The 22,404-nt window shown below is 69.1% G+C and carries 20 protein-coding genes; 14 read left to right on the top strand and 6 right to left on the bottom strand.

Going from position 1 to position 22,404, the window contains the following annotated elements:
- Positions 1-130: 130 nt before the first annotated feature.
- The gene (gene acnA, locus ON34_RS15210; RefSeq protein WP_040779878.1) at positions 131-2,947 is read right to left on the bottom strand and encodes an aconitate hydratase AcnA; all 2,817 of its coding nucleotides are present in this window, start codon (positions 2,945-2,947) and stop codon (positions 131-133) included.
- Between the two features lie 287 nt (positions 2,948-3,234).
- On the opposite strand from acnA, the gene ON34_RS15205 reads away from it, so the two are divergent.
- The 9 genes from ON34_RS15205 (at position 3,235) to ON34_RS37100 (ending at position 12,318) form a co-directional block, all read left to right on the top strand.
- Positions 3,235-3,813, top strand: coding sequence for an Rv1476 family membrane protein (locus ON34_RS15205; protein WP_040779877.1), 579 nt, complete (start codon positions 3,235-3,237; stop codon positions 3,811-3,813).
- 419 nt (positions 3,814-4,232) lie between these two features.
- Positions 4,233-5,651 carry an NlpC/P60 family protein gene (locus tag ON34_RS15200; protein WP_040779972.1) on the top strand — a complete coding sequence of 473 codons (1,419 nt, stop codon included), beginning with the start codon at positions 4,233-4,235 and terminating at the stop codon, positions 5,649-5,651.
- A 135-nt stretch (positions 5,652-5,786) separates the two neighbouring features.
- Complete coding sequence (moxR1, locus tag ON34_RS15195; RefSeq protein WP_040779876.1) at positions 5,787-6,965, top strand: chaperone MoxR1; 1,179 nt, start codon at positions 5,787-5,789, stop codon at positions 6,963-6,965.
- 32 nt (positions 6,966-6,997) lie between these two features.
- Positions 6,998-7,948 carry a DUF58 domain-containing protein gene (locus ON34_RS15190; RefSeq protein WP_040779970.1) on the top strand — a complete coding sequence of 317 codons (951 nt, stop codon included), beginning with the start codon at positions 6,998-7,000 and terminating at the stop codon, positions 7,946-7,948.
- The gene (locus ON34_RS15185) at positions 7,945-8,946 is read left to right on the top strand and encodes a VWA domain-containing protein (protein WP_040779875.1); all 1,002 of its coding nucleotides are present in this window, start codon (positions 7,945-7,947) and stop codon (positions 8,944-8,946) included. Before ON34_RS15190 ends, ON34_RS15185 begins: the two co-directional genes overlap by 4 nt.
- A gap of 161 nt (positions 8,947-9,107) precedes the next feature.
- Entirely contained in the window at positions 9,108-9,824 is a 717-nt protein-coding gene (gene fabG1, locus ON34_RS15180) for a 3-oxoacyl-ACP reductase FabG1 (RefSeq protein ID WP_040779874.1), read from the top strand.
- Between the two features lie 79 nt (positions 9,825-9,903).
- On the top strand, positions 9,904-10,740 hold the full coding sequence (gene inhA, locus ON34_RS15175) for an NADH-dependent enoyl-ACP reductase InhA (RefSeq protein ID WP_040779873.1): 837 nt from the start codon (positions 9,904-9,906) through the stop codon (positions 10,738-10,740).
- A gap of 9 nt (positions 10,741-10,749) precedes the next feature.
- Complete coding sequence (locus ON34_RS15170; protein WP_040779872.1) at positions 10,750-11,823, top strand: ferrochelatase; 1,074 nt, start codon at positions 10,750-10,752, stop codon at positions 11,821-11,823.
- 75 nt (positions 11,824-11,898) lie between these two features.
- Positions 11,899-12,318, top strand: coding sequence for a hypothetical protein (locus ON34_RS37100; protein ID WP_051022670.1), 420 nt, complete (start codon positions 11,899-11,901; stop codon positions 12,316-12,318).
- A 338-nt stretch (positions 12,319-12,656) separates the two neighbouring features.
- Here the strand turns inward: ON34_RS37100 and ON34_RS15160 are convergent, their stop codons facing one another.
- Both ON34_RS15160 and ON34_RS15155 read right to left on the bottom strand, forming a co-directional pair.
- On the bottom strand, positions 12,657-13,472 hold the full coding sequence (locus ON34_RS15160; protein ID WP_040779870.1) for an Rv1486c family protein: 816 nt from the start codon (positions 13,470-13,472) through the stop codon (positions 12,657-12,659).
- A 179-nt stretch (positions 13,473-13,651) separates the two neighbouring features.
- Positions 13,652-14,476: a DUF3097 domain-containing protein gene (locus ON34_RS15155; protein WP_040779869.1), complete on the bottom strand. Its 825-nt coding sequence runs from the start codon at positions 14,474-14,476 to the stop codon at positions 13,652-13,654.
- Between the two features lie 129 nt (positions 14,477-14,605).
- Here ON34_RS15155 and ON34_RS15150 point away from each other — a divergent pair, with 129 nt between their 5' ends.
- A complete protein-coding gene (locus ON34_RS15150; protein ID WP_040779867.1) occupies positions 14,606-15,037 on the top strand; it encodes an NfeD family protein in 432 nt (143 codons plus the stop codon).
- The gene (locus ON34_RS15145; RefSeq protein WP_040779865.1) at positions 15,037-16,314 is read left to right on the top strand and encodes an SPFH domain-containing protein; all 1,278 of its coding nucleotides are present in this window, start codon (positions 15,037-15,039) and stop codon (positions 16,312-16,314) included. Before ON34_RS15150 ends, ON34_RS15145 begins: the two co-directional genes overlap by 1 nt.
- Positions 16,315-16,377: 63 nt before the next feature.
- Here the strand turns inward: ON34_RS15145 and ON34_RS15140 are convergent, their stop codons facing one another.
- Positions 16,378-17,223: an SGNH/GDSL hydrolase family protein gene (locus tag ON34_RS15140; RefSeq protein ID WP_040779862.1), complete on the bottom strand. Its 846-nt coding sequence runs from the start codon at positions 17,221-17,223 to the stop codon at positions 16,378-16,380.
- A 114-nt stretch (positions 17,224-17,337) separates the two neighbouring features.
- Here ON34_RS15140 and ON34_RS15135 point away from each other — a divergent pair, with 114 nt between their 5' ends.
- A complete protein-coding gene (locus tag ON34_RS15135; RefSeq protein ID WP_040779861.1) occupies positions 17,338-18,015 on the top strand; it encodes an O-methyltransferase in 678 nt (225 codons plus the stop codon).
- A 9-nt stretch (positions 18,016-18,024) separates the two neighbouring features.
- Here ON34_RS15135 and ON34_RS15130 read toward each other — a convergent pair whose 3' ends face one another.
- Entirely contained in the window at positions 18,025-19,017 is a 993-nt protein-coding gene (locus ON34_RS15130; protein ID WP_040779859.1) for a zinc-binding dehydrogenase, read from the bottom strand.
- 48 nt (positions 19,018-19,065) lie between these two features.
- On the bottom strand, positions 19,066-19,749 hold the full coding sequence (locus tag ON34_RS15125; RefSeq protein WP_040779857.1) for a TetR/AcrR family transcriptional regulator: 684 nt from the start codon (positions 19,747-19,749) through the stop codon (positions 19,066-19,068).
- A 95-nt stretch (positions 19,750-19,844) separates the two neighbouring features.
- On the opposite strand from ON34_RS15125, the gene ON34_RS15120 reads away from it, so the two are divergent.
- Together ON34_RS15120 and ON34_RS15115 are read left to right on the top strand one after the other, a co-directional pair.
- Positions 19,845-21,317, top strand: a complete 1,473-nt coding sequence (locus ON34_RS15120) for an MFS transporter (protein ID WP_040779968.1) — start codon at positions 19,845-19,847, stop codon at positions 21,315-21,317.
- Positions 21,318-21,464: 147 nt separating this feature from the next.
- Positions 21,465-22,334, top strand: a complete 870-nt coding sequence (locus ON34_RS15115; RefSeq protein ID WP_373291921.1) for an SDR family NAD(P)-dependent oxidoreductase — start codon at positions 21,465-21,467, stop codon at positions 22,332-22,334.
- Positions 22,335-22,404: the final 70 nt, after the last annotated feature.

Below are 22,404 nucleotides of genomic sequence, written 5' to 3'. Positions count from 1 at the left end.
CTCCGAGGGAAGCGGGCATCGCGCGTGGGGTGCGCGGTGCGGCGCGAAGCGGAATGTGGAGAGGTCCGCGCACCGCGGATGCGGTGCGCGGACCCTTCTACGACGGTTCCTACCGTCGGCGGAACACGGTTCAGCCGCGAATCATGTTGCGCAGCACGTACTGCAGGATGCCGCCGTTGCGGTAGTAGTCGGCCTCACCGGGGGTGTCGATCCGCACGACCGCGTCGAAGGTGATCTTGTCACCATTCTCCTTGGTGGCGGTGACCTTCAGGGTCTTGGGGGTCACACCCTCGTTCAGCTTGGTGATGCCCTCGATGTCGAAGGTCTCGGTGCCGTCCAGCTTCAGCGACGCGGCCGACTCACCCGCCGGGAACTGCAGCGGGATGACGCCCATGCCGATGAGGTTGGAGCGGTGGATGCGCTCGAACGACTCGGTGATGACGGCCTTCACGCCCAGCAGGCGGGTGCCCTTGGCGGCCCAGTCACGTGACGAGCCCGAACCGTACTCTTTGCCACCGAGCACGACCAGCGGGATGCCCGCCGCCTGGTAGTTCTGCGCGGCGTCGTAGATGAACGCCTGCGGACCGCCCGGCTGGGTGAAGTCGCGGGTGTAGCCGCCCGAGACGTCGTCCAGCAGCTGGTTGCGCAGCCGGATGTTGGCGAAGGTGCCGCGGATCATCACCTCGTGGTTGCCGCGACGCGAGCCGTAGGAGTTGTAGTCCTTGCGCTCGACGCCGTTGGCCTCCAAGTACTGGGCGGCCGGGGTGCCCGGCTTGATGTTGCCCGCGGGGGAGATGTGGTCGGTGGTGACCGAGTCACCCAGCAGCGCGAGCACCCGAGCGCCCTTGATGTCGGTGACCGGCTCCGGCGTCTGCGGCATGCCCTCGAAGTACGGAGGCTTGCGCACGTAGGTGGACTGCGCGTCCCAGTCGAAGGTCTTGCCCTCCGGAGTGGGCAGGCTGCGCCAGCGCTCGTCACCGCGGAAGACGTCCTTGTAGTCCTCGAGGAACATGTCGCGGCTGATGACCCGGTCGATGGTGTCCTGGATCTCCTGCGGCGAGGGCCAGATGTCCTTCAGGAAGACGTCGTTGCCGTCCTGGTCCTTGCCGAGCGCGTCGTGCTCGAAGTCGAAGTCCATGGTCCCGGCGAGCGCGTAGGCGATCACCAGCGGCGGCGAGGCCAGGTAGTTCATCTTCACGTCGGGGGAGATGCGGCCCTCGAAGTTGCGGTTGCCGGACAGCACCGCGGTGACGGTGAGGTCGTTGTCGTTGACCGCCTTGGAGATCTCCTCCGGCAGCGGGCCGGTGTTGCCGATGCAGGTGGCGCAACCGAACGCGACCAGGTTGAAGCCCAGCTTGTCCAGGTACGGCCACAGGCCGGCCTTCTCGTAGTAGCCGTTGACGACCTGCGAGCCCGGCGCCATGGAGGTCTTCACCCACGGCTTGCGGGTCAGGCCCTTCTCCACCGCGTTGCGGGCCAGCAGCGCCGCGCCGAGCATGACCGACGGGTTGGAGGTGTTGGTGCAGGAGGTGATCGAGGCGACCACCACCGCGCCGTGGTCGAGCACGAAGTCGCCGTACTCCTCGGTCTGCACCTTCACCGGCTTGGACGGACGGCCCTCGGCGCCGGTGGCCGCCGACACCAGCACGGCGTCGTCGTCGGCGAAGGACAGCACGGCCGGATCGCTGGCCGGGAAGGACTCCTCGATGGCCTCGTCCAGGTGCGAGTGCGGCGTGGCCGCGGCGGGGCCGCTGACCTCGTCGCTGGTGTAGTTGTGGATGTCCTTGCGGAAGGCGATCTTGGACTCCGACAGCAGGATTCGGTCCTGCGGACGCTTCGGGCCCGCGATGGACGGCACCACGGTGCTCAGGTCCAGCTCGAGGTACTCGGAGTAGGCGGGTTCGGAATCGGCGTCGTGCCAGAGGCCCTGCTCCTTGGCGTACGCCTCGACCAGCGCGACCTGCTCGTCCGAGCGGCCGGTCAGGCGCAGGTAGTCGACGGTGACGTCGTCGATCGGGAAGATCGCGGCGGTGGAGCCGAATTCCGGGCTCATGTTGCCCAGGGTGGCGCGGTTGGCCAGCGGAACCTCGGCCACGCCCTTGCCGTAGAACTCGACGAACTTGCCCACCACACCGTGCTTGCGCAGCATGTCGGTCACGGTGAGCACGACGTCGGTCGCGGTCACGCCGGGCTGGATCTCGCCGGTCAGCTTGAAGCCGACCACGCGCGGGATGAGCATCGAGACGGGCTGGCCCAGCATGGCCGCCTCGGCCTCGATACCGCCGACGCCCCAGCCGAGCACGCCGAGGCCGTTGACCATCGTGGTGTGCGAGTCGGTGCCGACGCAGGTGTCGGGGTAGGCCTGTCCGTTGCGGACCATGACGACGCGCGCCAGGTGCTCGATGTTGACCTGGTGCACGATGCCGGTGCTCGGCGGGACGACCTTGAAGTCGTCGAACGCGGTCTGGCCCCAGCGCAGGAACTGGTAGCGCTCGCCGTTGCGCTGGTATTCGATGTCGACGTTGCGCTCGAAGGCGTCCTCGCGGCCGAACACGTCGATGATGACGGAGTGGTCGATGACCATCTCGGCGGGGGCGAGCGGGTTCACCTTGTCCGGGTCGCCGCCGAGGGTGGCGACGGCCTCGCGCATGGTGGCCAGGTCGACGATGCACGGCACGCCGGTGAAGTCCTGCATGATGACGCGGGCGGGCGTGAACTGGATCTCGGTGTTCGGTTGCGCCGACGGATCCCAGTTCGCAATGGCGCGAATGTGATCGGCGGTGATGTTCGCGCCGTCCTCGGTGCGGAGCAGGTTCTCCGCGAGGACCTTCAGTGCGTAGGGGAGTTTCTCGGTGCCGGGCACGGCGGAGAGGCGGAAGATCTCGTAGGAGTTGCTACCGACCTCGAGGGTGCCCTTGGCGCCGAAAGTATCGATACTTGTCGTCACGTCAGCTCCACTCGTCTGTGAGGGTGGCCGCCGACGGGGCTGTGCCGGCGACCGAGTCTTCGGAGGTGCTCCGGCGCCGCCAGGGCGCCGGTTCCTCGCGGTACGACCTTAACAGTACGCTTGTCCTGTGAAATACCAGGGGGCCGGTTGGGCGTGCCGTGGGCCGGTGATGCGACACTCCGTCGCGTACTGTGCTTTCGAGCCAGCAAGGGGGATCTCGCTCGACCCTGCAGTGTTGGATGCCTGTCGCTTCGGTTGCCGATGCGGCTCGACAGACCGGATGGAAGATGACCGCCCCGCACACCTCGGTTTTCACCCCCATGGCCGCGGAATTGCCGCCGAACCTCACCACCGACACCGTGCGCTCGCTCAACGCCGATCTGGCCGATGATCACGTCGCGACGCTGACCGGCAAGGACGAGGCGGAATTGGCGGCCGTCGCCGCGGAAGCGCGATCCCATGGCATCCCGCTGAGCATCGTGGTGGTCCCCGGCAATCCAGGACACGACTCGAGCCTACGGGACCTGGCCACCGAAGTGGGCAAGACGCAGCACGGCACCGTCGTCGTCTTCAGTGACGACTGGGTCGGCACCTACAGCGACACGATCAGCAGGGTACGGCTGGAATGGGCCGAGGACGCCGCGAAGTTCCGGCACGGCGACAGCGGCGAGGCGGCGAGCGTCTTCGCGGCCCGTCTCGAATCACCGGAACCGGTCTCCTGGACCGCCATCACCTGCACGCTGCTGGCCGGGACGCTGGCGGCCATCGCCGGGCTGTATTGGATCAAAGCCCGGCGGGCGCGGGAGGAAGAGTCCGCCGACCGGGTATCCCCGGAGGGCGAGTCGCCGGACGTGCGCGCCGTCTAGCGCGGCGGTTGCTTGTCGGCCGGTCGCTGGCGAGCGATCGGCCCTCGGCCGCGTGGCATCGCCCGCGGTACTCACTCTCGACTGGCCGGGACTCCCGGCGCGGTGTTCGGCCGCGCAAAGGCTGCGATGAGCGCACTCGGTGGCGGTCCGGACTCCAGTATCCCTATAGCTAACTTTCCGTCCGGTTGGTCTCTTTCATTAGACGGAAGTCTTACCCGAATTCAGCAAATTTGTAGCTATTGCTGATCGTCGATGTGCGACAGTGTTACTGCTGTTGTTCATGTGACTTATGTGGCATACGGTTCGAATGGTCCGTTATGGGGAATATGTGTTTCCAGAGGCCATCTGTCGACCACAGTGCGTCATGGTTCGCCTGATGCCCGTGAGGCATTGCCGGAATCCGGTCCATGGGAGGTGTGATGCGCAACAACGGCGAACTAGCCGGCCGGCGCCCGCTATGGGTCGCTATGGGATTGCTGATATCGGTCGCCACGGTGGTCGCCACCGGACCGGTCGCCGCTGCGCCGCCTCCTCCGGCAAATCCCAGCGACGCGCAGATCGCCCAGGCCGGCGCCCAGGTCGACGCCGGGGTCGCCGAGGTGGGGACGCTCATCAACCAGGTCGCCGCCGCCGACCATGAACTGCGGCAACTCGACGACGTGGTCGCGCAGCGCCGGGAAGACGTCAACCGGGCGCTGGTCGACCTGCAGAACGCCCGGGAAGCCGTCGACGCGGCGGCCGTGGTGGTCGCCGAGACCCAGCACGCACTGGCCGACGCCGGAGCGCGGGTCGGCCAGGCGCGGCACAACTTCGACCAGTTCGCGACCCAGGTCTACACGCGGCCCGGCTCCGATTCGATGATCACCTACCTCGCGGCCGCCACTCCCGCGGCCGCGCTCGACCGGGCCCAGCTGCTGGGGCTGGTCTCCAAGAACCGGCAGCAGGTGCTCGACGGCCTGCGCCGCGCCCAGATCGATCAGGGCAACAAGAATTCCGCCGCCCGGCAGGCGAAGGCGGCCGCCGACGCGGCCGCCGACGTCGCCGCGGCGCGCAAGACCGACGCGGAGAACGCGGTCGCCGCGGCGAAGGCCGAACTCGACCACCAGGCCGCGCAGCGCGACGACCTGCTGCGCAGGCGCCAGGACGCGCAGGGCAGGCTGGATCTGGCACGCCACAACGTGGCCGGTCTGCGGGACCAGCGCGACGCCTATCTGGCCTGGGACGCGCAGCGTAAGGCGGAGGAAGCGGCCGTGCGCGCGGCCGCGGCGGCGGCTGCCGCCCGCGCGGCCGGTGATCAGGCCGCACAGGACCGCGCCGCCCAGCTCGGCGCCGGAAAGCGCCCGCACACCCAGCTGGAGGACGCGCCGCCGCCGCGCCGGAGCGCGCCGCGACCGGGCTCGCCCTCGGTCGGTGGTTCGGCGGCGATCGAGATCGTGGTCGACCGGGCGATGTCGCAGCTGGGCGTCGCCTATGCCTGGGGCGGCGGCGACGAAGACGGGCCGACCCTCGGCATCCGCGACGGCGGCGTCGCCGACACCCACGGCGACTACAACAAGGTCGGCTTCGATTGCTCGGGTCTGATGGTCTACGCGTTCGCGGGTATCGGGGTCTCGCTGCCGCACTACAGCGGCTACCAGTACAACGCGGGGACCAGGGTGCCGGTCGATGAGCGAGAACGCGGCGACATGCTGTTCTGGGGCCCCAGCGGCAGCCAGCACGTCGCGCTGTATCTCGGTGACGGCAAGATGGTCGAGGCGCCACAGTCCGGCGATGTGGTGAAGGTGTCCCCGGTCCGCGAGAGCGGAATCATGCCCTACGCGGTGCGCATAGTCTCCTGACATATCGGACATTCCGGGTATTGCGGCGGGTCCGGGACTCGTCGAATTCCCATCATGTCGGGTCCCGTTGCGGCACAGGCCGTGATTACCTGGAATAGTTGGGGCAGCACGCACAGGACCAAGGCGAAAGCGGGGATGTTGGTGACTTCGACGGACGGTGTGAGCGGGGCGAATCTGGCGAAGGATGCGCCGGCCTCAGCGCCCAGCACCCTCGAGCGTGACGTCCAGACCCTGGAGAAGGCGATCTACGAGGTCAAGCGGGTGATCGTGGGCCAGGATCGCCTGGTCGAACGACTGCTCGTCGGTGTGCTCGCGCGTGGTCACGTGCTGCTCGAAGGCGTTCCCGGTATCGCGAAGACCCTGGCCGTGGAGACCTTCGCCAAAGTGGTCGGCGGTTCGTTCGCGCGCGTCCAGTTCACGCCCGACCTGGTGCCGACCGACCTCATCGGTACCCGCATCTACCGCCAGGGCCGCGAGGAATTCGACACCGAACTCGGCCCGGTCGTCGCGAACTTCGTGCTCGCCGACGAGATCAACCGCGCCCCGGCCAAGGTGCAGTCGGCGCTGCTCGAGGTGATGGCCGAGCGGCACGTGTCGATCGGCGGCAAGACCTATCCGATGCCGGATCCCTTCCTGGTCATGGCGACGCAGAACCCGATCGAGAGCGAAGGCGTGTACCCGCTGCCCGAGGCGCAGCGCGACCGCTTCCTGTTCAAGCTCCTCGTCGACTACCCCTCGGTGGAGGAGGAGCGCGAGATCATCTACCGGATGGGCGTGACCCCGCCGGAGGCGAGTCGGATCCTGCAACCGGAGGATTTGATCCGGCTGCAGAAGGTCGCGGCCAACACGTTCGTCCACCATGCTCTGGTGGACTACGTGGTCCGGGTGATCACGGCGACCCGCACGCCGGCCGACTTCGGCATGCAGGACGTGGCCAGCTGGATCTCCTACGGCGCGTCGCCGCGCGCCAGCCTCGGGATCATCGCCGCGGCCCGTGCCGTCGCGCTGATCCGCGGCCGTGACTACGTGGTGCCGCAGGACGTCGTCGAGGTGATCCCGGACGTGCTGCGCCACCGACTGGTGCTGTCCTACGACGCGCTCGCCGACGAGATCAGCCCGGAGGACGTGATCAAGCGCGTGCTGCAGACCGTCGGCCTGCCGCAGGTCGCGCCACAGGCCGTGGCGCCGGGCGCGTCCGCCGCCGCGCCGAGCGCGCCGCACCCGCAGATTCCGCAGCAGGCGCAGCCACAGGCCGTGCCGCAGCCGCCGAACGGGCAGCCGTCGCAGCCCGCGGGCACCATCCCGCCGAAGTGACCTCGGCATCGGATCCGGTCGCGCCAGTGCCGATGTCGTCGCACGCACCGCCGTCCTTCCACGCAGGGGAGCTGACCGACCCCCGGCTCACGGTCGCGCTGAAGACCCTCGAGCTCACCGTGCGCCGCAGGCTCGACGGCGTGCTGCACGGTGATCACCTCGGACTCATCCCGGGACCCGGCTCCGAGCCGGGCGAGGCGCGCATATACCAGCCGGGCGACGATGTGCGCCAGATGGATTGGTCGGTCACCGCCCGCACCACCCACCCGCACGTGCGGCAGATGATCGCCGACCGGGAGCTGGAGACCTGGATGGTGGTCGACCTGTCGGCCAGCCTCGACTTCGGCACCGCGGCCTGCCAGAAGCGCGATCTCGCCATCGCCGCCGCGGCTGCCATCACGCATCTGACCAGAGGCGGCGGCAACCGGATCGGCGCAGTCGTCGCGACCGGCGAGCGGTTGGTCCGCATCCCGGCGCGCGGCGGGCGGCTGCACGCGCAGTCGCTGCTGCGCAGCATCGCCACCACGCCGCACGCACGCGACGGCGTCCGCGGCGACCTGCGCGGCGGCATCGAATCGCTGCGCCGCCCGCAGCGCAAACGCGGGCTCGCGGTGATCATCAGCGACTTCCTGGGTGACATCGATTGGCAGCGCTCGCTGCGCGCCATCTCCGCCAGGCACGACCTGCTCGCGGTCGAGGTGCTCGACCCGCGCGATCTGTCGCTGCCCGACATCGGCGACGTCGTGCTGCACGACCCGGAGACCGGGCGCACCCGCGAGTTCAGCGTGACGCCCACCCTGCGCGCCGATTTCGCGGCCGCCGCGCAGCGCCACCGTCAGCAGGTCGAACAGGCCCTGCGCAGCTGCGGCGCTCCGGTGCTCACCCTGCGAACCGATCGGGACTGGATCGCCGACGTGGTCCGGTTCGTGTCCACCCGGCGCCACAGCTTCGGCGCCCCGACCGGGCGGGTGCCACGTCAGTGAGTATTTCGCATTTCACCGCGCAGATCTGGCTCGGATTCCTCGCCGTCATCGCGTTGATCGCGCTCGGCTACGTCCTCGTGCAGCGCAACCGGCGCAAGCACATGCTGACGTTCACCAACATGGAGCTGCTGGAGAAGGTCGCTCCCTCCCGGCCGAGTCCGTTCCGGCACGTGGCCGTCGCGCTGCTGCTGATCGGCCTGGTGTTCCTCACCGTCGCCGCGGCGGGGCCGACGGCGGTCAAGAAGGTGCCGCGCAACCGCGCGACCGTCATGCTGGTGATGGACGTGTCGCTGTCGATGGAGGCGACCGACGTGGCGCCGAGCCGGATCCAGGTCGCGAAGAAGGCCGGCAAGGAGTTCGTCGACGGTCTGCCGGAGGGCGTGAACATCGGCTTCGTCACCTTCGCGGGCACCGCCTCGGTGATGGTGTCGCCGACCACGAACCACGAAGCGGTCAAGGCGGCGATCGACAACGTGCGGTTGGCCGAGCGCACCGCGACGGGCGAAGGCATTCTCACCGCGTTGCAGGCGATCGACACGCTGGCCACGGTTCTGGGCGGGGCCCAGGAACCGCCTCCCGCCCGGATCGTGCTGATGTCGGACGGAAAACAGACCGTCCCCGCGTTCGAGGACGTCGACAACCCACGGCACGAGTACGTCGCCGCCCGGCTCGCGAAGACCAAGAACGTGCCGATCTCGACGATCTCGTTCGGCACCAGCTGGGGTGTCGTCGAGATCCCCCGCGAGGACGGCAGCCGCGAACAGGTGCGGGTGCCGGTGGACGACGACGCCATGCGCGAACTCGCTCGGCTGTCCAGCGGAGAGTTCTATTCCGCCTCGTCCTTGCAGGAGCTGACCAGGGTCTACGACACCTTGGAGCAGCAGATCGGTTATGAGCTGACCAGAGGCGACGCGAGCCGTCCGTGGCTGCTGCTGGGACTGCTGGTCATCGCCGCGGGAATCGTCATCGGGCTGCTGTACCGCCAGCGTCTGCCCTAGCGCTACGAGTCGCGTCCCGATGTCCGTACCACCCAGCAGGGCTCCCTTCGACGCGGGCTGCCGTTGTGCCGATTCACGAACACCGCCGGGTGCGAGTGTCGGTTCGACGAACGCGGCGGCCCTGTCATGACCGATCCATACGACCAGGTAGGTTGAACCCCATGTCGAACATCACATCCCGGTCGGTCCTGGTGACCGGCGGTAATCGCGGCATCGGTCTCGCGGTCGCGCAGCGTCTGCTCGCCGACGGTCACAAGGTGGCCGTCACGCATCGTGGGTCCGGAGTGCCGGACGGTTTGTTCGGTGTGAAATGCGATGTGACCGACAGCGAGTCGGTGGATGCGGCGTTCACCGAGGTCGAGGCCCACCAGGGTCCGGTCGAGGTGCTCGTGGCCAACGCGGGCATCACCGACGACACGCTGCTGATGCGGATGACCGAGGAGCAGTTCACCCGGGTGCTCGACGCCAACCTGACCGGCGCGTTCCGGTGCGCCAAGCGGGCGAACCGCGCGATGCTGCGTGCGCGCTGGGGACGGATGATCTTCCTCGGCTCGGTCGTCGGCCTCAGCGGCCAAGCAGGCCAGATCAACTACGCCTCGTCCAAGGCCGGTGTGATCGGTCTGGCCCGCTCGGTCACCCGCGAGCTCGGCTCGCGCTCGATCACCGCCAACGTCGTCGCCCCCGGGTTCATCGAGACCGACATGACCGCGGACCTTCCCGATGACGTGCGCGATATGGCGAAGAAGTTCATCCCCCTGCAGCGGCTCGGCCAACCCGAAGACATTGCGGCCGTGGTCAGCTTCCTGGCGTCCGAGGATTCCGCCTACGTCTCCGGCGCCGTGATCCCGGTCGACGGCGGCATGGGTATGGGCCACTGACCAGACCGAACGCGTAGCGCGGCCGCTCCCGGCCGCCCGCAGCCAACTCACCATCCAGATTCAGGAGAACCGAGAACCTATGGGCGGACTGCTCGAAGGCAAGACCATTCTGGTCACCGGCATCATCACCGACTCGTCGATCGCGTTCCACGCGGCGGCGGTCGCGCAGGAGCAGGGCGCGAAGGTGATCATCACCGGCATCCCGGAGCGGCTGCGGCTGATCGATCGGATCGCCAAGCGACTGCCCGAGGAGGTTCCGCCTGCCATCGGGCTCGACGTCACCAGCGAGGAGGATCTCGCCGGGCTGGCCGACAAGCTGCGCGAACTGGCGCCCGAGGGAATCGACGGGGTGCTGCACTCGATCGCGTTCGCGCCCCGCACCCTGATGGGCCCGGAGGCTCGGCCGTTCCTCGACGGTCCGGGACCCGACGCCGCGAAGGCGTTCGAGATCTCGGCATGGAGCTACGCGTCGCTGTCGCGCGCGGTGCTTCCGGTGATGAACGAGGGCGGCTCGATCGTGGGCATGGACTTCGATCCGCGCACCGCGATGCCGTACTACAACTGGATGGGCGTGGCCAAGGCGGCGCTGGAGTCGGTGAACCGGTACGTGGCGCGGGAAGTGGGCACCGCGAAGAAGATCCGCTCCAACCTGATCGCCGCCGGTCCGATCAAGACGCTGGCCGCCAAGGCGATCGCGGGCACCGCGACCGACGACGCCGCCAAGCTCAACCAGCTCAACACCTATTGGGACGGCGCGTCGCCGATCGGCTGGGATGTCGACGACCCGACCGTGGTGGCGAAGTCGATCGTCGCGCTGCTGTCGGACTGGCTGCCGGGCACCACCGGTTCGATCATCTACGTCGACGGCGGAGCCAGCCACAACACCTGGTTCCCGGAGAACATGGCGATGAGCTGAGCCGATTCGATGGGAGACACCGTGGTCCGGGCCGTCGACGCGCTGCTGCTGCTGTCCTTCGGCGGTCCGGAACGGCCCGAGGACGTGATGCCGTTCCTGGAGAACGTCACCCGGGGCAGGGGAGTGCCGCGCGAGCGCCTCGAGGCGGTCGCCGAGCACTACTTGCACTTCGGCGGTGTCTCCCCGATCAACGCGCTCAACCGGGACATCATCACGGCGGTGGAGGGCGAATTGGCCGCCGCGGGCCTGGATCTGCCGGTCTATTTCGGCAACCGGAATTGGCATCCCATGGTGGAGGACACCGTCGCGCGGATGGCCGCCGACGGTGTCGGCTCCGCGCTGGTGTTCCCGACCTCGGCGTGGGGCGGGTACTCCGGCTGCCTGCAGTATCACGAGGACATCGCCAGGGCGCGTGCGGCTTTCGGTGACGGCGCGCCGGAATTGGTGAAACTGCGCCAGTACTTCGACCACCCGCTGCTGATCGAGGCGTTCGCCGACGCGATTCGCGTTGCGCGGGAAGGACTTCCGGTCGACCAGCGGGCCGGAGCACGGCTGGTGTTCACCGCTCATTCCGTTCCGGTGTCCGCCGACGCCGCCGCGGGCCCGCCGCCCGACGGCGGCAGGCTCTACAGCCGTCAGGTCGCCGAGGCCGCTCGATTGTGTGCCGCGGCAACCGGTTACGGCGACTACGACGTGGTCTGGCAGTCTCGTTCCGGCCCGCCGCAGGTGCCGTGGCTGGAACCGGACATTGTCGACCATCTGGACGACCTCGCCGCCAAGGGTGTCGAAGCCGTGGTCGTCTGTCCGGTCGGCTTCGTCTCCGATCATCTCGAGGTCATCTGGGATCTCGACAACGAGGCCGCGCAGAAGGCCGCCGAACTGGGCATGGGGTTTTCGCGGGTTGCCACGCCCGGCGCCGATCCCCGCTTCGCGAAGCTGGTCGTCGAACTGATCTCCGAGCACCTGGGCGATGCCGAACCCCGTCGCCTCGGCGGCGTCCCCGGATATGGCTGCACACGCAACGGCGCCCCGTGCGCGCCCGGCTGCTGCGCGCCGATCCGCCGTCCCAGTGCTGGGAATTGACGCTGAGCACGCGCGATAGCATCCATTCGCGCCTGAGACCAATCAACGAACTCATACCTCTGGGGGTAATTTTCGATGACTTATGCCGACGTGCTGACCAACGCCGCCGTGCTCGACCCGCACACCTGGTCCGACTCGACTGTGTGGACCGTCGCCCTGGACGCCACCGAAGCCCGCCGCCGCGGCCGGAGCAGCGGTAAAGGCGGCTTCTCGGTCGGGGGTCTCATCCTGTGCCTGGGAGTCGTTGCCGTGGTTATCGGCCTGGTGATCTGGTTGAGCAAACGAGGGAAGTCGAACTCGAACCAGCCCCAGCAGCAGTATCCGCCGCAGCAGTATCCGCAGGGCCAGGCCCAGCCGTACCAGCAGCCCTACCAGCCGCAGCAGCAGTATCAGCAGTACCCACAGCAGCAGTATCAGCAGCCCTACCCACCGCAATCGCAGCAGCAGTACCCACAGCAGCAGCAATACCAGCAGCCATACCCGCCGCAGCAGTGATCAGCGGCAATCCGAAGGCCGGGTAGCGGGCGGGAGGGCCCGGGACGTCAGGTCCCGCCCTGCCGTCGCGCCAGCGTGCGAGCCGTGCGGCGGCCGTCTGCGGGAAATTCCGCCGCGGTTGCATCGGGCTGTGCAGGCCGCGCGCAGAATCCTGCGGGGCCGTGCACGGCTTTGGGAACAGCCGATGTGCGCAGAAGCGTCGTTGCGGTTTTTCAAAGGCGGCCCGCCGCTGCGCCGGAGAAGGTGCCGCTATTCGATGGGGAATGGCGTGAAACGCACGTGCCTGTCCCGTCCACTCACGGGCATACTCGCATGGACCGGCGATCGCAGGGACGAGGTCAGTTATTTCCTCGCGCCGAAGCGTGCACCGCGACCAGCCTGGCCGCGCGGATCGCGTCCCACAGCGGGCGCAACAGCGATTCCTGCGCGCCGATCGCGCTGGCGGAGGTGGGAGCGGAGGCCGGTTCCCGCTGCGCTACCGTGAGAATGGCCGCGACATGGTCGGCGGTATCCAGAATGCGCCTGGCCCGCAACGGAATCGAGTCGGGATAGTCGTGCCGGGAGTAGTCGGCGAGTTCGGCCTCGATGAGCTCGCGCGGATCGGAGTCGGCCGCGCCGAGCGCGGTGGTGTGCAGCTTCATCAGCGCGTCGGCGGCATCGCGGACCGCTTCGCGCATCGCGTATTCGGCCTCGCCCAGCGACATGTCGGGGCCCGGCGCCGCCGGGATCGGGGTGCTGTAGACGGTCCACTGCAGGGTGTCCTGGTCCGCCCACTGCGGGATGAGACCGGTCCCGTCGGTGCCGGGAACCCCGATCAGAATGCCCTCCTCGGCGGCGATCGCGTCGGCCGCGAACGCCGTGCCCGCGGGGACTCCGCGCACGTCTCCCGGCACCGGGAGCACCAATCGCAGCTGCGACCCCGGCTGCGCCATCGTCTCGCGAATCACCTTGAGCAGAGCCATGACTCCGCTTCCTGGCAGGTTGCCGTGCGCCGACCAGGGTAAGTCGGTGCGGCCGCCGGCGAGCGGATCACCCGCGGCGATCGTGTGCCTCGGCGCCCATGCGTGCAAGGCGGCCAGAACGTCGTCGGGCGCGCTGCGACCGGCCAGCCAGGAGCTCGCCCAGACCGTCAGCGTCGCGCTTGGAGAGCACATAATTATCGAGCATAAAGGGTGGGCGCTACCGGTGGGCATCCATGCGCGATGGCATTCGTGAGCAGCGCCGGAACCCCGGGTCCAATGCTCGCGACGACCGCTGGATCCGTGCGGACACCGTCCCGCATCCGGCCGTCGCCACAATCCGCTGACGCGCTACGACGCTGCGAGGCAGCCGCCTATTCGGGTTCGGTGACGAAGTCGATCAGGCGCTCCACCGCGCCGATGAGCGGCGTTTCCAGGTCGCGGAAGGAGGTCACCGCGCCGTAGACGCGCCGCCATCCGTCCTGCGGGGTGCCCCAGCGCAGGCGTGCGCAGACGCCCGTCTTCCAGTCCTCCCCGCGCGGCACCTGCGGCCACTGCGCGATCCCCACGGTCGCGGGGCGTACCGCCTGCCAGATGTCGACGAACGGATGACCGGTCACCAGCACGTGCGGTCCGAGCCCGGTGGTCAGCTGCGTCTCCTTCGATCCGGTCACCAGGTGGTCGACCAGTACGCCGACCCGCCTGCCCGGCCCCGGCCGGAAGTCGGCGAGTCGCTCGGCCAGGTTGTCCAAGCCCTCCAGATGCTCGACGACCACGCCCTCGACGCGCAGATCGTGACCCCACACCCGCTCCACCAGCGCCGCGTCGTGCACACCCTCGACCCATATCCGGCTTCCCCGGGCCACCCTCGCGCGCAGCCCCTCGACCCGGGTGGACCCGGAGGCGGAGCGGGCCGGCTTCTTCGGTGCGGCCGCGGTCGGCCGGACCAGCGTGACCGGCTCGCCGTCGATGAGGAACGCGGCCTCGCGCAGCGCGAACAGGCGCACCGCGCCGCGGGCGTCCTCGAGCTTCACGAACTCGCCGTCGTAGCTGCGGTCGAAACCGACCACGGCGCCGCAGAATCCGGTGGCGGCGTCTTCGACGACCAGGTCGCGTTCCGCGGTGACCGTGGGTACCGCCCGCTTCTTCGATCGGGGATGTCCGGAGAAGATGTCGCCATACCTGTCACGCCCGCTCACCCGCCTGAAGCTAGCACCGCCGCCGAAGTTTTCGGGGCAACGGGTCCGCGCGCGTCCCGGTGGCGAATTAGGAGCGAGTACTCATGTCGCTTGGTCCCGCGGGAATGGCCGGAGCACTACAGTGGTCGTGTGGCCGCTATTTTTTGGCTTGTCGCGGGCATCCTGCTCGCGGCGGCGGAAATGCTCACGGGGGACCTCACGCTGCTGATGCTCGGTGTGGCCGCGCTCGGCACCGCCGGTGTCAGCGCCGCGGCGGGCACGTCGGTCGTGGCGGACGCCATCGTGTTCGCGGTGATCTCGGGTGTGCTGCTGCTCGGCGTCCGCCCGATTGTGCGGCGACGCTTCGGAACCCCACCGCCCACGCCGACGAACGTGGACGCCCTGCCCGGTAAGACTGCACTGGTGCTCGAGCAGGTCGCGGAGCATTCCGGCCAAGTGAAGCTCGGCGGGGAGGTATGGACCGCCAGGCCGATGGACGTGAGCGAAGTCTACGAGCCGGGTACGACCGTATACGTGATGAAGATCGACGGCGCGACCGCCGTCGTCTGGAAGGGGCCGTAATGGCTGTACTGATCGTTGCCGCCGTCCTCGTCCTGTTGGTCGTGGTGGTGGTCTTCAAGTCGATCGCGCTGGTGCCGCAGGCCGAGGCCGCGGTGATCGAGCGCCTGGGCCGGTACTCGCGGACGGTGTCGGGCCAGCTCACGTTCCTCGTTCCGTTCGCCGATCGGGTCCGCGCCAAGGTGGATCTGCGGGAGCGGGTGGTGTCGTTCCCGCCGCAGCCGGTGATCACCGAGGACAACCTGACGCTGCATATCGACACAGTGGTCTATTTCCAGGTGACCAGCCCGCAGGCGGCGGTGTACGAGATCAGCAACTACATCGCCGCGGTCGAGCAGCTGACCGTCACCACGTTGCGCAACGTGGTCGGCGGGATGACGCTCGAGCAGACCCTCACCTCCCGCGACGCGATCAACGGCCAGCTGCGTGGCGTGCTCGACGAGGCGACCGGGCGCTGGGGGCTGCGCGTCGCGCGGGTCGAGTTGAAGAGCATCGATCCGCCGCCGTCGATCCAGGAGTCGATGGAGAAGCAGATGAAGGCCGACCGCGAGAAGCGCGCGATGATCCTCACCGCGGAGGGTCAGCGGGAATCGCAGATCAAGACGGCCGAGGGCGCCAAGCAGGCGCAGATCCTGTCCGCCGAGGGCGCCAAGCAATCGGCGATCCTGTCCGCCGAAGGTGAACGGCAGAGCCGCATTCTGCGCGCCCAGGGTGAGCGCGCCGCCGCCTACCTGCAGGCGCAGGGGCAGGCCAAAGCCATCGAAAAGGTCTTCGCCGCCATCAAATCCGGCAAGCCGACGCCGGAACTGCTTGCCTACCAGTACATGCAGACGCTGCCCATGGTCGCCCGCGGCGACGCCAACAAGGTGTGGCTGGTGCCGAGCGATTTCGGCAAGGCGCTGGAAGGGTTCGCCAAGAGCTTCGGCACGCAGGGTGACGACGGAGTGTTCCGTTACGAACCGCCCGCCACCGACGGCTCGGAAGTCAAGCCCGAGGACGACTCCGACGTCGCGGACTGGTTCGACACCGCGCCCGACCCGACCATCGAGCGTGCCGTGCGCGCCGCCGAGGCCACGGCGCGCACTCCGGTCGAGGGCTTGGCGCCGACATCCCCGCCGCAGGGGTACGAGCCCTCACCGCACCAGCCGGTGCTTCCTCCACAGGAGGCTTTTCCGCCGCAGCAGCCACCGCAACAGCAGCCTCCGCAGCAACCCCCGGCCCCCCGCCCGGACGACCCGCACGGCCGCCCCTGGCAGCCTCCGGAAAGCTTCTCGAAGTAGCACCGGGTCGACGCGCCCCGGATTCCCATGGAGTCCAGGGCGCCGCGGCGCCGGGAGAGGCGCTCAATCGGGCAGTCCCGACGCGCGGATCGCCGGGACGATGAGGTCGGCGACGCCGCGCATGCCCTGCGGGGTGGGGTGGTACGGGACGAGGGTTTCGGTGGCGATCACCGGGTCGATCCAGCGAACCCCGGCGGGGGCGCACGCGTCGCGGCCTTCCGACGCGGCGCGGGTGTCGACGTAGATGGCTCCGTGTGCCGTGGCGGCGCCGGACACCACGGTGTTGAGGCGGTCGAAGGCGGCTTGTATGTGGGCGGCGTCGGACGGGCGAAGGCCGACCAGTTCGGGGCAGCCGCCGTCGCGGACGTAGCGCGGCCAGCCGTCCACGACGATCTTCGCCTTCGGCGCCAGCGACGAGATCTGCCGCAACGCGGCCGAATACGACGCCGCGATGCCGTCGATGTCGGCGTCCCAGGCCGGACCGGCGCAGGCTCCGACGCCGAAAAGGCCGGACACGTGGCAGGCGACCACGTGTTCGGCCATCAGAGCGTCGTTGGCGCCGATGTGCACGGTCACCAGCCTGGTGTCCGGGCCGAGGGCGTCGAACTGCGGTGCGATGCCCGGCTGCTGCGCGGCGGCGAGGTCCGGGATACGGGCCGAATTGCACGTGCGGTCGTCGAGCCGCAGGCCGAGATCCCGGGCGACCAGCTTCGGTGTGTTGGCGGTCGAGCGGAGGCACCGTGGCGGAGCCGAGGTGTCGAAGTTCCGCACGCCGGTGGTGGCCGCGCCGGAATCGCCGAGCGCGACGTACTCGGCCCCTCCTCCGGCGGGTATCGCGGTGGCGGGGGCGGTGCCGCCGAGGGCGAGCAGGCAGGCGGTGACGGCGATGGCGTGCGGCAGATTCGTCATGTCGTGTCCTGTGCGGGGTCGGCTGGCGCAGTCATGAGCGGGCACGTCTCCTTGTGCCGCACGCTACTCGGCAAGCCGATCCGCGGGGCGGAATCCGGTGGCAGACTTCCAGGCATGACAACACCTGGATGGGCCGACGTGGACAGCTACGTCGTGGACACGCTGGTGGCGGATCCGGCGTCCGAAGCCGCGCTGGCCGCGAACAAAGCGGCGGGCTTGCCCGCGATCGACGTGTCACCGCCGCAGGGCAAGTTTCTGCATCTGCTGGCCAGGACGGTCCGGGCGCGGCGCGTGCTGGAGATCGGCACGCTCGGCGGATACAGCACCATCTGGCTCGCCCGCGCGGTCGGCGCGAAGGGGCAGGTGGTCACGCTGGAGTTCGCCGCGCAGCACGCCGAGGTGGCGCGGGCGAACCTGGAGCGGGCCGGGGTGGGCGACCGAGTGGACATCCGGGTCGGCGCCGCACTGGACAGCCTGCCTGTGCTCGCCGAGGAGGACCCCGACCCGTTCGACCTGGTGTTCATCGACGCGGACAAGGTGAACAACTCGAACTATGTGCTGTGGGCGCTGCGCCTGACCCGGCCGGGCTCGGTGATCATCGTCGACAACGTGGTCCGCGGCGGAGCGGTCGCCGAGGAGCACTCGCCGGACCCGGCCGCACAGGCCAGCCGGGAACTGATCGAATTGCTCGCCGCCGAACCGAGCCTGGACGCGACGGTCGTGCAGACCGTGGGTAGCAAGGGATGGGACGGTTTCGCCTACGCCGTCGTCAACGGCGAAAGCTTCGAGTAAGCGCCTCGGTCAGGGAATCAACACCACCTTGCCGGTCGTTCCGCGCGTCTCCAGCGCGCGGTGTGCGGCGGCCGCCTCAGCCAGCGGGAAGCGGTGCACCGCGGGGCGCAGCCGACCGGCGGCCGCTTCGGCCATGGCTCGCTCCTCCAGGACGCGCAGGTCGCCACCGGCCCGCGCCAGCATCGGCGGGCCGACCACGAACTCGGAGGTGATGTCGCGGTCGGTGAGTCCGTCGGCTGAGAACAACAGCGGGCCTTCGTCGTTCGACTGGCCGGAGCGGCCGTAGACCACATGCTGCCCGCCTTTGCCGAGCAGGTCCACGCCAGAGCGTGCGACGGCGCCGCCCACGGAATCGAACAGCACGCTCGCCCCTCGATCACCGATGTGGGCACGAACTCGGTCCGGCCAATCCGGCAGCAGGTAATCCACCGCGAGGTCGGCGCCGTTGCGTCGCACCTGCTCGACTTTCGCGGGCCCACCGGCCAGCCCGATCACCGTCGCTCCGGAGTTCTTGGCATATTGCACCAGCAGTGTGCCGATGCCGCCCGCGGCGGCCGTCACCACGGCGACACTGTCGGAATCCAAGGGGGTGAACTGCAGAATGCCCATGGTGGTCCGCCCGGTCCCGATCATCGCCACCGCCTCGGCCGCGTCCAGATTCGCTGGAATCTCGTGCAGCCGAGCGACTTCCGTCACCGCCAGCTCGGCGTAACCGCCGGGCACTGCGCCGAGGTGGGCCACCACCCGCGCGCCGAGCAGGCTCGGGTCGACGTCCGCGCCGACTCGGTCCACGGTGCCCGCGACCTCGCGCCCCGGGATGGTGGGCAGTTGCGGCAGCGCATAGGGGCCGGGCTCGCCGCGGCGGAGCATGGTGTCCACCAGATGCACTCCGGCGGCCGACACCGCGATGCGGACCTGGCCTGGAGCGGGTTCGGGGTCGGATGCGGACTCGTAGCGCAGGTTTTCGGCCGGGCCGAAGTTATGCAGGCGAATGGCGTGCACGGTGACTCCTGTTCGTGGTGCGGTCGCCCACCAGCCTGCGACCTCGAGTTAGGTAGAGGTCAAACGCTCGCGCCGCGCTGCCCGTGCCGCGAACCCGTCGCACAGGGCATCGAGCCCGCCATACAGCAGTTCTTCCTGGGTCAGGTCGCTGACCCCGCTGCCCGCGAGATCGGCCAGCACCGGCGGGACCGGCCCCTCGGCCGTGCCGTTCAGCAGTGTCCGCAGACCGTTGTCGCCGGTGGGGTTCATGCCCTTGCGCGCCATCAACTCGGCGCTGATCTCCGGCAGGGTGGCCCCGGAGATGTAGTTCCACACGGTGAAGGACATGCTGGTCGCCTCGCGGGTGGACACGCCGAGCTCCAGGAAGCCGTCCACCAACCACGCCAGGCAGGCCAGGCTCTGCGGGCCGAAGCTGTAGCGCGGCGTGGCGAAGGTGAGTAGCACCCACGGATGTTGCCGGTACAGCGCCCAATCGATCTCGGCGGCGATGCGGACCCGGTCGCGCCAGGTCCACCGTTCTTCCGGCGAGGGGTACGGGTTGCGCCGGGCCACCTCGTCGGTCATCAACGCCAGCAGTTCGTCCTTGTTGGCGACGTGGCGATACAGCGACATGGCTCCCACGCCGAGCCGGTCGGCGATGCGCCGCATGGACAGCGCGTCCAGGCCCTCGGTATCGGCGAGTTCGATGGCGGTGTCGACGATGGCGGTGCGGTGCAGCTTGATCTCGGTCATCCCACGGCTCGCTTCCATTCGGGGCCCCGACTGCGTAGCGTACACTGTACCCGAGCCATGCGTACGACGTACGCGCCAGCGAGAGGATGTTCGGAATGACAGACGTGCGGGCAGTGGGGACGGCGCCGACCACCGTGGGCTCGCGCCGCGCCTGGCTGGGCCTGGCGGTCCTGCTGCTGCCGGTGCTGCTCGTGTCGATGGACATCTCGGTGCTGTTCCTCGCGCTGCCGACACTGACCGTCGACCTCGACCCTTCGGCGGACCAGCAGCTGTGGATCCTCGATATCTACGGATTCCTGATCGCGGGCCTGCTGATCACCATGGGCAACCTCGGTGACCGGGTCGGGCGGCGCACCATCCTGCTGGCGGGCGCCACGGTGTTCGGGATCGCGTCGGTGATCGCGGCGTTCGCGCCGAGCGCCGGCGTGCTGATCGCGGCGCGGGCGCTGATGGGCATCGGGGGAGCGACCTTGCTGCCGTCCAGTCTGGCGCTGATCTCCAGCCTGTTCCCCGACGCGCGTGAGCGCGCCGCCGCGATCGGTGTCTGGACTGCGTTCTTCGCGGGCGGCTCGGCCGTCGGACCGATCATCGGCGGCATGCTGCTGCACCAGTTCTGGTGGGGCTCGGTTTTTCTCATCAATATCCCGGTGCTGCTGATCCTGCTCGCGTTCGGCCCGTTCGTGCTGCCGGAACACCGGGCGGGCGCGCTCGGACCGCTGGACTTGCCGAGCGTCGCCCTGTCCATCGGCGGCATCCTGCCGGTGGTCTACGGCATCAAGCACGCCGCCACCGAAGGCATCGATGCGCACGCCGTTGTCATCGCGCTGATCGGCGCGGTGCTCTCGGCCGTCTTCGTCCGCAGACAGCGCAAGCTCGACGAACCACTGCTCGACCTGCGGTTGTTCGCCAGGGTCCCGTTCTCGGTGGCGATCGGCTCCAGCCTGATCGGCATGATGTCGCTGGCCGGACTGAGCTACCTGACCAGCGTCTATCTGCAGTCGGTGACCGGGCGCACGCCGCTGGCCGCGGCGCTGCTCGGCATCCCGATGGCGATCGCGGTGTTCGTCTGCTCGATGGGCGGCGCGCGGGTCGGGCACCGTTTCGGCGTCACCGCCACTTTCGTGTTCGCCCTGCTCGCCTCGGCGGTCGGCAGTCTGCTGCTGCTCGGCGTCGGCGTACACGGCGGGCTGTGGTGGTATCTGACCGGCTCCACCATCGCCGGCGTCGGCTACGGCCTGGCCTTCACCCTGGTGTCGGACGTGGCGGTGTCCTCGGTGCCGCCGGAGCGGGCCGGGTCGGCCGTCGGCATCTCGGAGACCAGCTTCGAGTTGGGCAACGCACTGGGTCTCGCCCTGCTCGGCTCGCTCGCGGCGCTGATCTTCCGGTCCGGCGGCGACTACGCGGCCACGCTCGGCGAGACCATCCAGAAGGCGGGCGGCGACGCGGCGCTGATCGAGTCGGCACGCGAATCCTTCGTCAACGGAATGCATATCGCGGTGGCCGTCGGGGCTACCGCGCTGGTGGCGATGGCTCTGATCGCCCGGCTCGCTTCGTCGGCTCGGCGCTGAGCTCCACCGCGCGCCGATCGCGAGACGCTGCGGCCTGAGCACCGCCGTCTACCTCACCCGGCAGGACTTGCCGCAACCGAGAGGTCGCGGAACGGGTGATCCCGCGATCCCGGAGTGATCGGCCTGATCGGGGCTACAGTCGAATTCGTGAACCAGACCCCGGCTTCGAGCAACGGGCGGCCGATCGCCGAACGGGTGGCGACGCGTCTGCTGTACCCCACATCGCGTCCACGGGAAGAGGCGTTGCGCGCCGCGGTCGACGGCCGGATCGTGCTGGTCACCGGCGCATCGCACGGGATAGGCAAAGCCAGCGCGCGCAAACTGGCCGCGGCGGGGGCGACCGTCCTGCTCGTCGCCCGCTCCGCCGGGGAACTCGACCGGTTGACCGCGCAGATCAGCGCGGCGGGCGGCGTCGCGCACGCCTATCCCACCGATCTCACCGACATGGACGCCGTCGAACGCCTCGGCCGCGCACTGCTCGACGAGCACGGCCACCTCGACGTGGTGATCAACAACGCGGGCAAGTCGATTCGCCGTGCCATCGACGAGTCCTACGACCGTTTCCACGATTTCACGCGCACCATCGATGTCAACTATCTCGGTCCGGTGCGCCTGCTGCTCACGCTGCTGCCCGCGATGCGCGCTCGCGGGCGAGGCCACATCGTCAACATCTCGACGTGGGGCGTGCGTGTGCCGCCCGCCCCGCGGTGGGCGGCATACGGCGCGTCCAAGGCCGCCTTCGACGTGTGGTTGCGCAGCGTCGCGGTCGAGGTCGCCTCCGACGGTGTCACGACCACCTCGATCTATATGCCGCTGGTGCACACCAGAATGAGCGCACCCACCGACTTCAGCCGGGTTCCCGGGCTCACCGTCGACGAGGCCGCCGACCTGGTCTGCCACGCGGTGACCGCTAAGCCGCGCGAGATCGCCCCCTGGTGGTCGGCGCCGGTCCAGGCGTGGACCGACCTGACCCGCGGCCGCGCCCAGCGATTCATGGAGCGCGCTTTCCGGCGCTGACGCACCGCAACCGGAACGACGCAGGAACATCCTGGACATCTGTGCGACATGCCGGGACATAGGATCGACG

Origin of the sequence: Nocardia pneumoniae NBRC 100136, assembly GCF_000308755.1 — a bacterium.
In the GTDB taxonomy this organism is placed as follows: domain Bacteria; phylum Actinomycetota; class Actinomycetes; order Mycobacteriales; family Mycobacteriaceae; genus Nocardia; species Nocardia pneumoniae.
Note: the sequence above shows the minus strand (reverse complement) of the source record. Positions and strands in the feature narration are given on the sequence as shown.

What these genes read in the sequence shown, in the direction of transcription:
- ON34_RS15190 (WP_040779970.1), top strand. Translation starts at nt 6,998, where the DNA reads ATGTCGTCGCACGCACCGCCGTCCTTCCACGCAGGGGAGCTGACCGAC.
- ON34_RS15200 (WP_040779972.1), top strand. Translation starts at nt 4,233, where the DNA reads ATGCGCAACAACGGCGAACTAGCCGGCCGGCGCCCGCTATGGGTCGCT.
- ON34_RS15170 (WP_040779872.1), top strand. Translation starts at nt 10,750, where the DNA reads ATGGGAGACACCGTGGTCCGGGCCGTCGACGCGCTGCTGCTGCTGTCC.
- ON34_RS15120 (WP_040779968.1), top strand. Translation starts at nt 19,845, where the DNA reads ATGACAGACGTGCGGGCAGTGGGGACGGCGCCGACCACCGTGGGCTCG.
- inhA (WP_040779873.1), top strand. Translation starts at nt 9,904, where the DNA reads ATGGGCGGACTGCTCGAAGGCAAGACCATTCTGGTCACCGGCATCATC.
- ON34_RS15145 (WP_040779865.1), top strand. Translation starts at nt 15,037, where the DNA reads ATGGCTGTACTGATCGTTGCCGCCGTCCTCGTCCTGTTGGTCGTGGTG.
- ON34_RS15135 (WP_040779861.1), top strand. Translation starts at nt 17,338, where the DNA reads ATGACAACACCTGGATGGGCCGACGTGGACAGCTACGTCGTGGACACG.
- ON34_RS15140 (WP_040779862.1), bottom strand. Translation starts at nt 17,223, where the DNA reads ATGACGAATCTGCCGCACGCCATCGCCGTCACCGCCTGCCTGCTCGCC.
- ON34_RS37100 (WP_051022670.1), top strand. Translation starts at nt 11,899, where the DNA reads ATGACTTATGCCGACGTGCTGACCAACGCCGCCGTGCTCGACCCGCAC.
- ON34_RS15160 (WP_040779870.1), bottom strand. Translation starts at nt 13,472, where the DNA reads ATGTGCTCTCCAAGCGCGACGCTGACGGTCTGGGCGAGCTCCTGGCTG.
- ON34_RS15125 (WP_040779857.1), bottom strand. Translation starts at nt 19,749, where the DNA reads ATGACCGAGATCAAGCTGCACCGCACCGCCATCGTCGACACCGCCATC.
- fabG1 (WP_040779874.1), top strand. Translation starts at nt 9,108, where the DNA reads ATGTCGAACATCACATCCCGGTCGGTCCTGGTGACCGGCGGTAATCGC.
- ON34_RS15205 (WP_040779877.1), top strand. Translation starts at nt 3,235, where the DNA reads ATGACCGCCCCGCACACCTCGGTTTTCACCCCCATGGCCGCGGAATTG.
- moxR1 (WP_040779876.1), top strand. Translation starts at nt 5,787, where the DNA reads ATGTTGGTGACTTCGACGGACGGTGTGAGCGGGGCGAATCTGGCGAAG.